Genomic DNA, 14,087 nt, shown 5'->3' with positions numbered 1-14,087 from the left:
GATCGATTACCTAAGAACCACATAACCGTCACTGCGATCCGGAGACCCATCACGAACACCAGACTTGGCTGCGGCAGGCCCTTCGATCGGCGGACGCTGCTCCGCGGCGCCGGAGCGCTCGGCGCCGCGTCGCTCGCGGTGTGGCCGACGGCGTGTAGCTCCGAGGACGACGCACTGACCTTTTTCTTCGCCGCCAACCCCGAAGAGGCGGATGCCCGGCTTCGCGTCGTAGACGCATTTCAGCGCAGGCATCCCGACATCAAGGTTCGGACCTTGTTGTCCGGGCCGGACGCATTGCAGCATGTGTCGATCTATTGCGCCGGCGGCAAGTGTCCAGATGTGCTGATGGCGTGGGAGTTCACCTACTCCGGACTGGCTGAGAGGGGAGTGCTGCTGGATCTCAACACCATGCTGGCGCACGACAAGACCTTTGCCGCCGAACTCAGAGCGGACAGCGTCGCGTCGCTGTACCAGACATTCAGTTATGGCAGCGGACAGTATGCATTCCCCGAGCAGTGGTCCGGAAACTTCTTGTTCTACAACAAGAAATTGTTCGCCGAGGCCGGCGTGCGCCCACCGCCCGGGAGCTGGAACGAGCCGTGGAGCTTCGGCGAATTCTTGGAAACCGCCAAGGCGCTCACCAAACGCGACCGATCGGGCCGGGTCGGTCAATGGGGATTCGTCGACACCTGGGTGCCGTATTACTCCGCCATGTTGTTCGGGATGAACAACGGAGTTCCGTGGTCAGATCCACGGATGAATCCGTCGCACCTGAACTTCGACGATGACGCGTTCATCGAGGGCATTCAGTTCTACGCTGATCTGGCCAACAAGCACCGGGTCGCGCCCACCGCATCGGAGACCCAGTCGATGTCGCAGACGGACCTGTTCTCGTCGGGCCAGGCCGCGATGGCGCTCGGCGGGCATTGGAGATATCAGACGCTGGTGCGGGCCCAAGACCTCGACTTCGATATCACTGTGCTGCCGACCGGCCCGAAAGGACATGCCGCACATTCGAATATCGGGACCACCGGGCTGGCCATCGCATCGAGCAGCCCCCGCAAGAAACAGGCATGGGAATTCGTGAAATTCGCCACCGGACCCGTCGGCCAGGCGGTCATTGCCGAGACGGGCCTGTTCGTACCGGTGCTGCGGTCTGCGTTGCGGTCGCCAGGTTTTGCCAACGCGCACAACAGAATCAGCAATCTGGCGGTGTTGACCGGCGGACCGGCCCACGCTGAGGGCCTGCCCGTCACTCCGGCGTGGCCTAAGATCGCCGCGTTGATGGACCGCAACGTCGGTCCGGTTCTGCGGGGCTCGCGGCCCGCCGCGTCGCTGACAGACGGGCTGACGCACAAGATCGAAGAGGTGCTCCGGACGCCATGACATCGATCGATGTTTCCGCCACCACGGCGACCCCGCGACGCGGACCGTCGAGGCGGCGCGCCCGGGCCGGCCGTCTCTTCGTCGCGCCAAATTTGACGGCGGTCGTAGTGTTCATGCTGTTCCCGCTCGGATTCTCGCTGTACATGAGCTTCCACAACTGGGATATGTTCACGCCGGCCAAGTTCGTCGGTTCGGCGAACTACCGCAGCCTCTTTGCCGAAGACCCGCTGTTCAGCATCGCGTTGCGCAACACAGTGGTCTACACGGTAGGAACTGTGGTGCCGACCGTGCTCATCAGCCTTGCCGTAGCCGGTGTCCTGAACCGGAAAATCAAGGGGATAGCCATATTTCGGACCATCGTCTTTTTGCCGTTGGCGGTCTCGTCGGTGGTGATGGCTGTCGTCTGGCAGTTCGTGTTCAACACCAACAACGGCCTGCTGAACATCGTCCTCGGCTGGATCGGTATCGAACCGATTCCGTGGTTGGTCGATCCGAAATACGCCATGGCCTCGTTGTGCATCGTCAGCGTCTGGCGCAGCGTTCCTTTCGCCACGGTCATTCTGTTGGCTGCCATGCAGGGGGTGCCGGAGAACCTCCATGAAGCGGCCAGGCTCGACGGCGCGGGGGAGTTGCGCCAGTTCGTGTCGATCACCGTGCCGCTGATTCGCAGTGCCCTGTCGTTCGTGGTCGTTATCTCAATCATTCACGCATTCCAGGCCTTTGATCTGGTCTACGTTCTGACCGGCCGTAATGGGGGACCCGAGACGGCGACGTACGTTCTGGGCATCATGCTGTTCCAGCATGCTTTTGCATTTCTGGAGTTCGGTTACGCGTCGGCGCTGGCGTGGGTGATGTTCGCGATCCTGCTGGTGCTTACCGTTGTGCAGTTGCGGCTTGGGCGCCGTCGAGCCGCGCAGGAGGAACGATCATGGGCATAGCAGGACGGGTGTTCCGGCCCAAGGTCTTTCGGGGTGTCGTGCTGTACGCCACGCTGACGGCGATCGGCACGTGTGCATTGTTTCCCATTCTGTGGGCGTTGTCGGGATCGTTGAAGACAACGGGCGAGGTGACCATGCCGAGCCTGTTTCCCGCACATCCGCAGTGGTCCAACTACCGCGACGTGTTCGCCGTCATGCCCTTCTGGCGAATGTTCTTCAACTCTGTGCTTTATGCCGGCTGCGTCAGCATCGGGCAGGTGTTCTTCTGTTCGCTGGCCGGCTACGCGTTCGCGCGCCTGCGGTTTCGGGGCCGGGATACGTTGTTCATCTTGTATCTGGGGACACTGATGGTGCCGCTGACCGTCACGGTGATCCCGCAGTTCATTCTGATGCGCGTCGCCGGGCTGACCGACACTCCGTGGGCCATGATCGTGCCGGGATTGTTCGGCAGCGCATTCGGTACCTATCTGATGCGCCAGTTCTTCCGTACCCTGCCCGACGAACTCGAGGAAGCGGCGATCCTCGACGGCTGCTCTCCGTGGCAGATTTACTGGCGGATACTGCTCCCGCACGCAAAGCCGGCGGTGATGGTGCTGGCGGTGCTCACCTGGGTCAACGTCTGGAATGATTTTCTGTGGCCGCTGTTGATGATTCAGCGAAGCAGTATCGCGACCCTCACTCTTGGGCTGGTTCGGATGCAGGGCGAATACACCGCTAGGTGGCCCGTGCTGATGGCCGCGTCCATTCTGATTCTGCTGCCGCTGCTGTTGGTGTACGCGGTTGCGCAACGCGCTTTCATCCGCGGAATCGCTGTCACCGGGCTGGGCGGGTAGCCGATGGCTTCAGTGACTTTCGAGCACGCGACCCGGCGTTACTCGAGCACGGACCGACCCGCCGTTGACCACTTGGACCTGAGCGTCGGCGACGGCGAGTTCGTCGTGCTGGTCGGACCGTCCGGTTGCGGCAAAACCACATCGCTCCGGATGATCGCGGGGTTGGAAACAGTCGACTCCGGCCGGATCTTCATCGGCGCCCAAGATGTCACCGACGCCGATCCGAAGGACCGCGACGTGGCCATGGTTTTCCAGAACTATGCCTTGTATCCGCACATGACTGTCGCGCAGAACATGGGGTTCGCCCTCAAGATCGCGGGAACATCGAAAGCCGAGATCCGGCAACGGGTATTGGATGTGGCGCGACTGCTCGACCTCGAGCCCTACCTGGATCGTAAGCCGAAGGATTTGTCCGGAGGACAGCGCCAACGCGTCGCGATGGGACGCGCGATCGTTCGTCGACCGCAGGTGTTCCTGATGGACGAACCACTGTCCAACCTGGACGCCAAACTACGGGTGCAAACCCGCAATCAAATTGCCCGACTTCAGCGGCGACTGGGGACCACCACCGTGTACGTTACCCACGACCAAGTTGAGGCGATGACGATGGGTGACCGCGTCGCAGTGCTGCGCGACGGCGTCTTGCAGCAGTGCGCGACACCGCGGGAACTGTACCGGAGTCCGGTGAACACGTTCGTCGCGGAGTTCATCGGGACACCGGCGATGAACCTGTTGACTCTTCCGGTCGTCGATCACTCCGTCTCACTCGGTGACTGGTCGATCCCGCTGCCACGTGAGATGACCGATACCGCAGCACAAGTCGTGATCGGCATCCGACCGGAGCATCTGGAAGTCGGCGCGACCGGCGTCGAGATACAGATCGACGTGGTCGAAGAACTCGGTGCGGACGCGTATCTGTACGGTCGAATCACCAGCCCCGACAATGCATTCGATCGGCCTGTCGTCGCGCGCACCGATGGGCAGGACCCTCCTCAGCGGGGGAGCCGCGTGCGCGTACATCCGCAAACTGGACATCTGCATTTCTTCGGTGCCGATGGGCGTCGTTTGCTGTAGCGCGCGAGGGCTCACTTGGGGATCGCGCCGGCCATCTGATCGGCTATCTGACTGGCGATGTCGGTCGGATCGCCGTTCTCGCAGACCTTCGCGACGAACAGGACGTTGCTCTGAGTGCGGAAATTGAAGGCGCAGCGCCACGCGTCCGGCTGACCGTTGGATATTCCGGTCAACACCCATAGTGCCCTGCCGTCGGTGATGGTGGGGGCCTGCAGCTGGAACTGGGCGTCACTCCCGGTCTCACCGGGTACCTGGGCCCCGTCGCAGCCATCGAGACCGTTGAACGCGTTGTGAAAGATGCGGGATGCAGTTTCGGTATCCGGATATGTAGCGACCTGTTGGTCGACGATGTGCTGGTAATTGTCTTTGGCTTCGCGATAATCGGTGCCCCGATACGCGGTGTAGTCGACGTCGGCTCCGAAAGAATTCGCGTCGGGTCCTTCCAACGCGCTGCAGTGGGACTTGTCGCCGAAGTCACGGGGAGCCGGTGGATACAAGACGGTGCTGCTGTCGCCGAGGTTGGCGCCGAGGATCTTGCTGGCTTCTGGAACCCCGACGATCAGGGATTTGATCTTGGTCGGCGCTAAGAAGTCTGTCGGGGCGGGCGGAGCGGGTTTGTCTGGAGGTGGTATCCGGGCGCTGATCTGGTCGACGCCGGCCGCAGCCGCGGACGATCCGTTCGCCCACGCGCACATCGACGTCTCGACGATGACGTTGTTCTTGACGCGTGCCTGGTGATCGCAACGCCATCCGAGCGGTTGGTTTTTGTCGGTGAACTGCAAGGCACCGAATGTCACCACATCGCCGTTGAACGGACCTGCGGCCAGGATTTTCCAGTTGGCGGGGTTGTTTTTGGCAGCGATGGTGCCGGAATTGCAATGATCCAGCGTTCCGTACGCTTTGTGGAAAATCTCGCTGGCCGTGCCAGAAGTCTCGAATGTGGCGATATTCTGCGAAAACATCCCGATGAGACTGTCATCTTTGGACGCCTGGTTTCGGATTGCACGGTAGGCGGTGAATTCCCCGTCCCCGAGGGCATCTTTGGTGATCCCCATGGTCAGGGCGCAGTCGGGTTTGCTGTAGTCGCTGGCCGAGGCGGTGGGCGACTCGAACTGCGACCTATCGTTCAAGGGCAGTCCGACAATCTCGTTGACGTCTTCGTTCGACAAGATCAAGGTTTTAATGTTATTGGCGGGCAACGGTTTTAGATCCGAAGAGGAGGTAGCGGGGGCCGCATCCGGAGCGTGTGTCTTCGACGTTTTCTGTGCCTGCATCGGGAACCATGATGGTGTGTGACTGCCGCACGCCGCGAGCACCAGCGCCATTGCCACGGTGCTGCTCGCCACCAGACTGCGTCGCTGTCGACGGCCCGTCATCAGGTAAGGTCCTCTCGTCTTTCTGGTCGCACGTGAAGGATCAGGCTGATGTTAGCGTGCCGGTCGGTTACGCCCGAACGGGTATGCCGAAGGCGGTCGGTGATGAATGTAAACGGTAAGGGCGAAAGGCAAATTCGCTGATTTGGATCGGAGGTGGTTGAGATATTAAGTATTTTTGGTCCAGGGCCCATGATCACTAGTCCTGCCGCGGTTCGACCGGGCACTGACGATGAGGTGACGCGCCGGTGGAACCCGCACATTTCACTCTGACCGAGAGCGGTGAATTCGAACCGACCCAGTTTGCTGGGAGTCACTGGGGCGACGATCATCTCAACGGACCGGCCGTCGTAGGCCTGGCGGCGCGGACGCTCGAACTCCAGCACGGATCGCCCGATTTCATGCCGACGCGGCTCACAGTCGACTTGTTTCGAGCGGCGCGCGGTGTTGCGACCGCGGTGACCGTCCGCGTGGTGCGTGACGGCCGGCGAGTGCGTAGCGCGGAATGCGACGTGGTACAGCAGGGCCGGTTGGTCGCACGGGCCACTCTGGTGCAATACCGCCGGTCGGCGGCTCCACCAGGGCAACTGTGGTCCGTGCCCACGACAATTCCATTCCCGCCGCCGTTAGACGATGGCGTGCAAACCGTTGTACACAGCGACGCGGGTGAGTGGAGTCGCTGGCCGGGAGCGCATCAAAATGACGCCCGAAAGCGCTTCTACAACAGTGCTATTGACGTGGTGGCAGGGTATCCCAACTCGCAGTTCCTACGGGCGGTGATGGTTGCCGAGGCCACCAGCCTGGTGACGAACCTCGGCACTCACGGGGTCGGCTACATCAACGGAGACCTGACCGTGGGATTGGCGCGCTTGCCCGTCGGGGAGTGGATCGGCGTGCAAGCCGATTCACATTGGGCGGCCGACGGTATTTCGGTCGGCACTGCCACGCTTTTCGACCGATCGGGTGCTTTCGGCTCCGGGATGACCACGGCGGTCGCCAATCCGGCAGCCCAAATCGATTTCGCCAACGACCCGTTCCCGCTACGGATACCGTAGGGGTCGCCGCTCACTCGTCGGAGGTTGAATGGCCCGTCAGCGAATAGTTTTCAACCATGTCGGATTGTGTGTCGCCGACACCGCCCGATCGCGGCGTTTCTACGAGGGGCTGCTTGATTTCACCTTCTGGTGGGAACTCCAGCCACCGGACGAGGGAACGGGCCAGCTGCTGCAACTCAACACACCGATCGGCTTGCATGCGACATATCTCGTCCGCGACGGGCTGGTCCTGGAGTTGCTCGCCTACTCGCATCGCGTCCTGCGCGCTGGGCCGGACCGCGTGATGGACCAAGTCGGGCTTACTCATCTGTCGCTGTCGGTGTCCGATCTCAGCGAGGTACTTGCGGCGGTCGAGAGTTTTGGGGGATCGATCGTCGAGGGCACTGTTTCCAATCAGTCGGCCATGATCCGCGACCCCGACGGCCAGCTGCTGGAGCTGCTCTCGGACTCGTGGCTCACGGTCCTGCCGCCGCGCCCCGGCAGCGGCACGGATGCGACGATTGGTACCTGACACCTGAGATGTTCCAATGTATTACGTCGCGCGACAGAGGATAAGCGTCACAGTGACGAAAGATGCCGACGTCTCCGGGAAGTGGGGAATTGACCCCTACGACTTGTTCAGCGCGACGGCGGCGCGGATGAGCGCCTTGAGCGCCTTTTCATTGATCTTCTCGTCTTCGTGAATATCTATGGCACGCCGCGTATTTCCATCCAGGCTGGAGTTGAAGAGATGCGACGGGTCGTCTAGTGCAGCGCCCTTGGCGAATGTCATCTTGACGACATTCTTGTAAGTCTCACCGGTGCAGATCATTCCGCCGTGGTACCACACCGGTACACCGCGCCACTTCCAATCCTCGACCACGTCCGGGTCGGCCTCGCTGATGAGTTTCCTGATCTGAGCCAGCGTCTGGCCGCGCCAGTCGTCGAGCTCGGCGATTCGGGCATCGATCAGCTGTGAAGCAGACTTTGTTTCGTTGTCGTTCTTGCGTTCGCTCTTTGCCTTCGCCACGATCGGAATCGCTTTCTTGTCCGGGGCTGTTCGCCCATTCGAGTATTCCAGTCGGCATTACACGACGACGAACCACACGGCGACGTAGTGACTCACCGCCGCGGCTGCGGTGAAGGCGTGAAAAAACTCGTGATAGCCGAAGGTGCGCGGCCACGGGTTCGGCCAACGAATGGCGAAGAAGATAACGCCGATGTTGTAGAGGATCCCGCCCGCGACGAGTAGGCCGACGACGATCGGCCCTCCGCCGTCGAGCAGGGTGCCGGCGAACCAGAGCGCCACATAGCCCAGCAAGAGGTAGAGCGGTATGCCAACCCATCGCGGAGACGACGGCCACCACATCTTCAGTGCCACGCCGGCTGCTGCGCCCGTCCATACGATGGCCAGCACTTCGGCTCCGGTGCGCGGCGGCATCGCCAATAGTGCGAAGGGGGTGTAACTACCGGCGATGAAGATGAAGATCGCCGAGTGATCCAGCCGCTTCATCCACTTCAAGGCCACCGGATTGTGCCAGTGCTTGCGGTGATAGATGGCGCTGACGCTGAACATCGCGACAATGGTGACGGTGTAGATCAGGGTTGCGAGGACGGCTTTCTGAGAAGACGTGATTCCCGCAACCGACACCAGTGCCAATCCACCCACGGTGGCGATGGCCGCACAGCAGAGGTGAATCCAGCCGCGCGCGCGTGGCCTGCCAATGAGCTCAGCGACGGTGTCAGCGAGACCTTGGGGCAGGTCGTCTACGACCGGAACCACCAGATCGCCCACTGGGGGAGCTGCCTTCGGGTCTGCCCGGCGAGGTGTCATGTTGTACTTGTCGCTAATAAGCCTGTTCGAGCCAGCCGAGAACGGCGAGCCATCGCGGATCGCGACGACCCGGGCGACAAGCCGCTTTCCGTTTGAGCCACCACGACACGATACCTATGACCGTGCACTGCAATCTGGCGGCAAGCCACGACGACGCAGCACAGCCGTAGGAGGCGTGCTGCTCCTTGCGGGTCGTTGCGGTGTATCTGCGCTGGCGGTTGTCGGGGACTATCGTTGAGGCGATGCCTGTCCCTGCATCCGCACCTGCGACTCATGTGGAGGGCGTCGAACGGTTCTTGGCGAGTTATCGTTCGATTCCCTCGACGGCGGCTGTCCGACTGGCCAAGCCCACCTCCAATTTGTTCCGCGACCGCGCGAGACTCCGCACTCCTGGACTAGACGTTTCAGGGCTGACGAACGTCATTTCGGTTGACCCGGACGCACGCACCGCCGACGTGGCCGGCATGTGCACTTACGAAGATCTGGTGGCAGCGACGCACCCGTATGGCCTGTCGCCGCTGGTGGTCCCGCAATTGAAGACCATCACGCTGGGCGGGGCAGTCGCCGGGTTGGGCATCGAGTCGGCCTCATTCCGCAATGGCCTGCCTCATGAGTCTGTGCTGGAGTTGGACATCCTCACCGGCACAGGAGAATTGCTCACCGTTTCACCCCAGCAGCACTCCGATCTCTTCCGCGCGTATCCGAATTCATATGGCACACTGGGATATTCGACACGGTTACGCATCGAGTTAGAACCTGTCAAACCGTTCGTCGCGCTGCGGCACGTGCGGTTCCACTCGCTGAGCCACCTGATGGCGGCGATGGATCGCATCATTGACACCGATGAGTTCGATGGTGTTCGCGTCGACTATCTCGACGGCGTGGTGTTCAACGCCACCGAGAGCTACCTCTCTCTCGGTGAACGCACCGCGGCCTCCGGCCCGGCCAGTGACTACACCGGACAACGCATCTACTACCGCTCCATCCAGCACGACACCGGCACCACAGAAGACCGGTTGACAATGCACGACTACTTCTGGCGATGGGACACCGACTGGTTCTGGTGCTCCGGTGCTTTCGGCGCGCAGAACCCCCGTCTGCGACGCTGGTGGCCGCGACGCTACCGCCGCAGCAGCGTGTACTGGAAGCTGGTAGCGCTCGACCGGCGGTTCGGTATCGCCGACCGCATCGAAAAGCGCAACGGCCGTCCGCCGCGCGAACGGGTGGTCCAAGATGTCGAGCTCCCACTCGAACGCACGACGGAGTTCTTGGAATGGTTCCTCAATTCGGTACCGATCGCTCCGATCTGGTTGTGCCCGTTGCGGTTACGTGATCACGACGGCTGGTCGCTGTATCCGATCCGGACGGGACACAGCTACGTCAACGTCGGCTTCTGGTCGTCGGTCCCGGTGGGCGCGACCGATGGCGCGACGAATCGATTGATCGAGGAGAAGGTCGGTACGCTGGACGGGCACAAATCGCTGTACTCCGACTCCTACTACACCAGAGAAGAGTTCGACGAACTCTACGGCGGCGAGACCTACAAGACCGCCAAGAAAATCTACGATCCGGATTCCCGCTTCCTCGACCTGTACGCAAAGGCAGTGCAACGAAGATGACGACTACCAAGGAGCCGGCGTCGACCGCGACAGGCAAGTTGAGCCTCGCTGAGGTCCTGGCGGTCTTCACCCGCGGCGCCACCGAATCATTACGGTTCACTGCCTACGACGGCAGTAGCGCCGGAGCCGAAGACGCCGTACTGGGAATGGACCTGCTTACTCCTCGCGGTACGACCTATCTGGCCACCGCGCCAGGTGAACTCGGTCTGGCCCGGGCATACGTCGCCGGTGACATTGAGGCGCGCGGCGTGCACCCCGGCAATCCCTACGACGTACTCAAGTTGCTGGCTGAAAAGGTCGAATTCACCAGGCCCTCGCCGCGACTGATGGCCAGTATCGTCCGCGCGGTCGGCATCGAGCATCTCCTGCCGGCAGCGCCACCGCCGCAGGAGGTGCTGCCTCGCTGGCGCCGAATCGCCGAGGGCATGCGGCACAGCAAGACTCGTGATGCCGGGGCGATCCAATACCACTACGACGTGTCCAACTCCTTTTACGAGTGGGTCTTGGGGCCGTCAATGACCTACACGTGTGCGATCTATCCAGAGTCCGAAGCAACGCTGGAGGCGGCCCAGGACAACAAGTACCGGCTGATCTTCGAGAAGCTGCGGCTGCAGCCGGGGGACCGGCTACTCGACGTCGGCTGCGGCTGGGGTGGCATGGTGCGCTACGCGGCCCGGCGCGGCGTCCACGCGATCGGCGCGACATTGTCCGCAGAACAGGCTGCCTGGGCTCAAACAGCGGTCGAGGAGGAAGGGCTCGGTGAACTGGCCGAGGTGCGTCACTGCGACTATCGCGATGTCGACGAAACCGGTTTCGACGCAGTCTCCTCGATCGGATTGACCGAGCACATCGGCGTCAAGAACTATCCGTCGTATTTCGAGTTCCTCAAGTCCAAGTTGCGCACCGACGGTTTGCTGCTCAACCACTGAATCACCCGCAACAACAACAAGTCGAACTTCCGCGCGAGCAGCTTCACCGATCGCTATGTCTTCCCGGACGCCGAGCTGACCGGTTCGGGTCGCATTCTGTCCGCGATTCAAGACGTGGGATTCGAGGTGCTCCACGCGGAGAATTTTCGTCACCACTACGCCATGACGTTGCGTGACTGGTCCCACAACCTCGTCGCGCACTGGGAGGAGGCTGTCGCCGAGGTTGGCATCGCCACGGCGAAGGTGTGGGGCTTGTACATGGCGGCGTCCCGGGTGGCGTTCGAGCAGAACAATATTCAGCTGCACCACGTGCTCGCGTCCAATCTCGCCGAGCACGGCACCGACGGCCTGCCACTGCGCCCATGGTGGCAGGCGTAGCCTAGCCTGTCGACAAACGCTGACCTGCCAGGACGTTTCAGCAAACCCGCGACACAACGGACGCCGACACATAGACTGCCGTTCCATGTTTCGCGGACCGGCGACCCTGATGCGGACCAACCGCCAACTCAAGTGGATCTTCGGTGGCGCCATGGTCGTTTGCCTGCTATTCGCCGTAGCGCTGATGCTGCTTCCCGGCAGGACAAAGTTGATCGCCCTCGCAGTGGTCGTCCCAGCGATGATCGGCGTGTACCCGATGTTGCTGTCGCGTGGGATCACGCCACAGCGTGTCTCTCTCGCCCTGTACGTCGACCAAACCGGCGTCTACGCCGACAACGCGCCACTGGCACGGCGCGAGAACATCGCGCAGGCGTACATCAGGCCGGCCTTCGCCGCACGGACGCAACAGCACACGAGTTACGGGGGATCCGTACCAGCCAGCTACCGCCTGGATCTGCCGTCCTACCCGTTGACGGTCGAACTCGTGCTCCGTAGAGGCGGCCAGCTCAATATCGATCCAGCCGGTCAAGGGCCCGCGGCCGAGATCCTTACTGCTCTCGGCTTCCCCGTCACGATGTGCGCGCCGGGCCACCGAGCCCACGCGACTGGCCAGCGGATCAGCACCATCGTGGTCCTGGTGCTGTTCTTCGCCGGTGCGATCGGCTACTACTTCTACATGTCGACCCGCCATTGAGCCTGGCTCAAGCCGGCTTTCGCGCGGCCTTGATCTCGCAGTCCGCCCACCGCGCGGTCCGATGTGCAGTTCGCATGCCGGGTGGGCAAGCAGGCGGATGACGTTGTCACCGTCAGTGAAATACGTAACGGGAGTTCCGCGCCGCGGCCGCTTACCTGCCGGCCGGCTCCAGCGACCAGATGTTGAAGCATAGGTGGCTTTCGAGATACACACTGCCACAGCTCATTACGTCACTGTGACGGATCACAGCCACGCGGTGGATGCTCCCGTTTCGGGCTGAGCCAGGTCGCGGCGCGGAAGCTGGGCTACACAGCTAGATCGCGCGCAATCAGGGCCGCGAACCTCGCAGACGACTCCACATCAATCGGCAACCGTCGGCGCGAAATGCACATCGCCGTGCGTATTCATCTGGTGATGGTCTCCAGAGATAATTGTGCCGATAAGCGACATTATGTCAACTTAGCGATGTGCGTCGCCGCAGGTGGAGATCAACGACGTTCTCCCCTGCCAACAGCGGACAGCATTGCGTGCCGACATGCACGAGACGCTAGTGCGCCCGGCGCCCCGGCCCTCAGAGGGCTCGAAGGCCTTGCAGGGTTCTGCTTATCAGCTCACGCTGTTCGTCGATTGTCACCAAGTCATCGAGCGTGGCGTGCACCTGCAAATAGCCCTGTTTCACCAGATCGCCGACCAGAACCCGGGTCACACCGAGCGGCAAAGACAAACGAGCGGCAATCTCGGCGACGGAGGTGCTTTGTGCGCACAACGTCATGATCTTGCCCCGCACATCACTTTTCGGCCAGCGCGGCAGCTTCGCTGTGATGTTGAGCGCTTCGACCGGAGCCTCGAGTGCCAGTTCGACGGCAGAGTAAGTACGGCCTGCCGTCAGCGTGTATGGCCGGACCAGGCTCAGCGCGTCCGCAGTCTCCGGTTCGGTGAACAAATCACTGGTCGGTTCGTCCCTTTCCGCCGGCTGCTGATCCGCGACGGTGTGCTTCGCCGGGATATGCGGCGGACTGTGCGCCACGTTGCGGTGCTGCAAGAACCACAAGGTCTGGTCGGCGTGCACCGATGCGCGCAGCTCGCTGGAGACGACCTTGAGTACGGTGCGGTCGGTGTCGATGACGAATGTGGTCCGTCTGACCGGCAGCAGCCGGGCCAGCAGGCCACGGTGCCGAGTGTGCCGGCCACGCCGGGCCTCCTCACGCGCCACGACGGATCTGCGCAGCTGGGCGAGCCTGCCTCGGCGCACCCCGAACATCTCAGACACCACGCCGTCCGCATCGGAAAGCAGCGGATAGTCGAATGATCGCTGTTGGGCGAAGTGGGCTTGCTTGTCGACGGTGTCGGTGCTGATGCCCACGCGCTGGGCGCCCACGGTGGCGAATTCGCTGCTCAGGTCCCGAAAATGACAAGCCTGGGCGGTACAGATCGGTGAGGACGCTATTGGGAAGAAGAACAGCACAACCGGCCCGTGGGAAAGTAGCGCGGACAGTGTCCGCGGCCAACCGGTGTGGTCGTACAGAGTGAAGTCAGGTGCTTTCTCACCCGCGATCATCGGCAAAGAGTAACGCCGGGAAGCACCGCGCCACCATGGGTCGGATAATTCCGTCATCGTTGAACACCTTGCCGGTGGGAACCTTCAATACCGTCGCCGTGTCCGGGCACTACCTTCCGGCGATCATCGCCGAGGCTGAGCTCGACGAATCTGATGCCGCGATAGAACTCATTGCGAGGTCAAGATTGAAAGCGGTGTAGCGCAATCAGTACGGAATATGCAGCAATTGAATTTGCAGGGTTACTCATATTCTCTGGCACGTTGCAGACAGCTAACGGGGAGCGCGCAGACATTCAATCGGCAATTCGCCACTCTTGCCCTTCCTCACCACCGCCCCGGATGACACAAGCTCAACAACCTCGACTACATCGCGGTAAATAATCCCGTGCCGCTCGCCTGGGACCAGTACCCGTGGTCAATAGGCACGCGGACGCTAG

The 14,087-nt window shown here is 61.8% G+C and carries 12 protein-coding genes and 3 pseudogenes; 10 read left to right on the top strand and 5 right to left on the bottom strand.

Features of this window, described 5'->3' with window-relative positions:
- Positions 1-48: 48 nt before the first annotated feature.
- From WAO18_RS09425 to WAO18_RS09410, 4 genes are read left to right on the top strand one after another with little or no spacing between them, the layout of a single operon-like run.
- Positions 49-1,386: an ABC transporter substrate-binding protein gene (locus WAO18_RS09425; protein ID WP_422205869.1), complete on the top strand. Its 1,338-nt coding sequence runs from the start codon at positions 49-51 to the stop codon at positions 1,384-1,386.
- Complete coding sequence (locus WAO18_RS09420) at positions 1,383-2,324, top strand: carbohydrate ABC transporter permease (protein ID WP_422205808.1); 942 nt, start codon at positions 1,383-1,385, stop codon at positions 2,322-2,324. The genes WAO18_RS09425 and WAO18_RS09420 overlap by 4 nt, the downstream gene beginning before the upstream one ends.
- Positions 2,315-3,157: a carbohydrate ABC transporter permease gene (locus WAO18_RS09415; protein ID WP_422205806.1), complete on the top strand. Its 843-nt coding sequence runs from the start codon at positions 2,315-2,317 to the stop codon at positions 3,155-3,157. Before WAO18_RS09420 ends, WAO18_RS09415 begins: the two co-directional genes overlap by 10 nt.
- Positions 3,158-3,160: 3 nt before the next feature.
- Complete coding sequence (locus tag WAO18_RS09410) at positions 3,161-4,231, top strand: ABC transporter ATP-binding protein (RefSeq protein ID WP_422205805.1); 1,071 nt, start codon at positions 3,161-3,163, stop codon at positions 4,229-4,231.
- An 11-nt stretch (positions 4,232-4,242) separates the two neighbouring features.
- Here WAO18_RS09410 and WAO18_RS09405 read toward each other — a convergent pair whose 3' ends face one another.
- A complete protein-coding gene (locus tag WAO18_RS09405) occupies positions 4,243-5,505 on the bottom strand; it encodes a sensor domain-containing protein (RefSeq protein WP_422205804.1) in 1,263 nt (420 codons plus the stop codon).
- 347 nt (positions 5,506-5,852) lie between these two features.
- Between WAO18_RS09405 and WAO18_RS09400 the strand changes: the two genes are divergently transcribed.
- Together WAO18_RS09400 and WAO18_RS09395 are read left to right on the top strand one after the other, a co-directional pair.
- The gene (locus WAO18_RS09400; RefSeq protein ID WP_422205802.1) at positions 5,853-6,659 is read left to right on the top strand and encodes an acyl-CoA thioesterase domain-containing protein; all 807 of its coding nucleotides are present in this window, start codon (positions 5,853-5,855) and stop codon (positions 6,657-6,659) included.
- 28 nt (positions 6,660-6,687) lie between these two features.
- Positions 6,688-7,170: a VOC family protein gene (locus WAO18_RS09395; protein WP_422205801.1), complete on the top strand. Its 483-nt coding sequence runs from the start codon at positions 6,688-6,690 to the stop codon at positions 7,168-7,170.
- Positions 7,171-7,266: 96 nt separating this feature from the next.
- Here the strand turns inward: WAO18_RS09395 and WAO18_RS09390 are convergent, their stop codons facing one another.
- The gene (locus WAO18_RS09390; RefSeq protein WP_422205800.1) at positions 7,267-7,668 is read right to left on the bottom strand and encodes a DUF1801 domain-containing protein; all 402 of its coding nucleotides are present in this window, start codon (positions 7,666-7,668) and stop codon (positions 7,267-7,269) included.
- 57 nt (positions 7,669-7,725) lie between these two features.
- On the bottom strand, positions 7,726-8,472 hold the full coding sequence (gene trhA / locus WAO18_RS09385) for a PAQR family membrane homeostasis protein TrhA (RefSeq protein ID WP_422205798.1): 747 nt from the start codon (positions 8,470-8,472) through the stop codon (positions 7,726-7,728).
- A 242-nt stretch (positions 8,473-8,714) separates the two neighbouring features.
- Between trhA and WAO18_RS09380 the strand changes: the two genes are divergently transcribed.
- From WAO18_RS09380 to WAO18_RS09370, 3 genes and pseudogenes are all read left to right on the top strand, one after another.
- Positions 8,715-10,091, top strand: a complete 1,377-nt coding sequence (locus WAO18_RS09380) for an FAD-binding oxidoreductase (RefSeq protein WP_422205797.1) — start codon at positions 8,715-8,717, stop codon at positions 10,089-10,091.
- Positions 10,088-11,398: pseudogene (locus WAO18_RS09375) on the top strand (class I SAM-dependent methyltransferase). The gene WAO18_RS09380 and the pseudogene WAO18_RS09375 overlap by 4 nt, the downstream one beginning before the upstream one ends.
- A gap of 85 nt (positions 11,399-11,483) precedes the next feature.
- Entirely contained in the window at positions 11,484-12,092 is a 609-nt protein-coding gene (locus WAO18_RS09370; RefSeq protein ID WP_422205795.1) for a hypothetical protein, read from the top strand.
- A gap of 571 nt (positions 12,093-12,663) precedes the next feature.
- Here the strand turns inward: WAO18_RS09370 and WAO18_RS09365 are convergent.
- Positions 12,664-12,990 (bottom strand): annotated as a pseudogene (locus WAO18_RS09365) (DUF742 domain-containing protein); the annotation flags it as partial.
- Between the two features lie 132 nt (positions 12,991-13,122).
- Positions 13,123-13,650, bottom strand: a pseudogene (locus tag WAO18_RS09360) (peroxiredoxin); the annotation flags it as partial.
- 74 nt (positions 13,651-13,724) lie between these two features.
- Between WAO18_RS09360 and WAO18_RS09355 the strand changes: the two are divergent.
- The gene (locus tag WAO18_RS09355; RefSeq protein ID WP_422205793.1) at positions 13,725-13,850 is read left to right on the top strand and encodes a hypothetical protein; all 126 of its coding nucleotides are present in this window, start codon (positions 13,725-13,727) and stop codon (positions 13,848-13,850) included.
- The last annotated feature ends 237 nt before the right edge of the window (positions 13,851-14,087 follow it).

Source organism: Mycobacterium sp., assembly GCF_049278535.1.
GTDB lineage: Bacteria > Actinomycetota > Actinomycetes > Mycobacteriales > Mycobacteriaceae > Mycobacterium.
The sequence above is the reverse complement of the archived record's forward strand: the minus strand, read 5'-3'. Positions and strand labels throughout refer to the sequence as shown.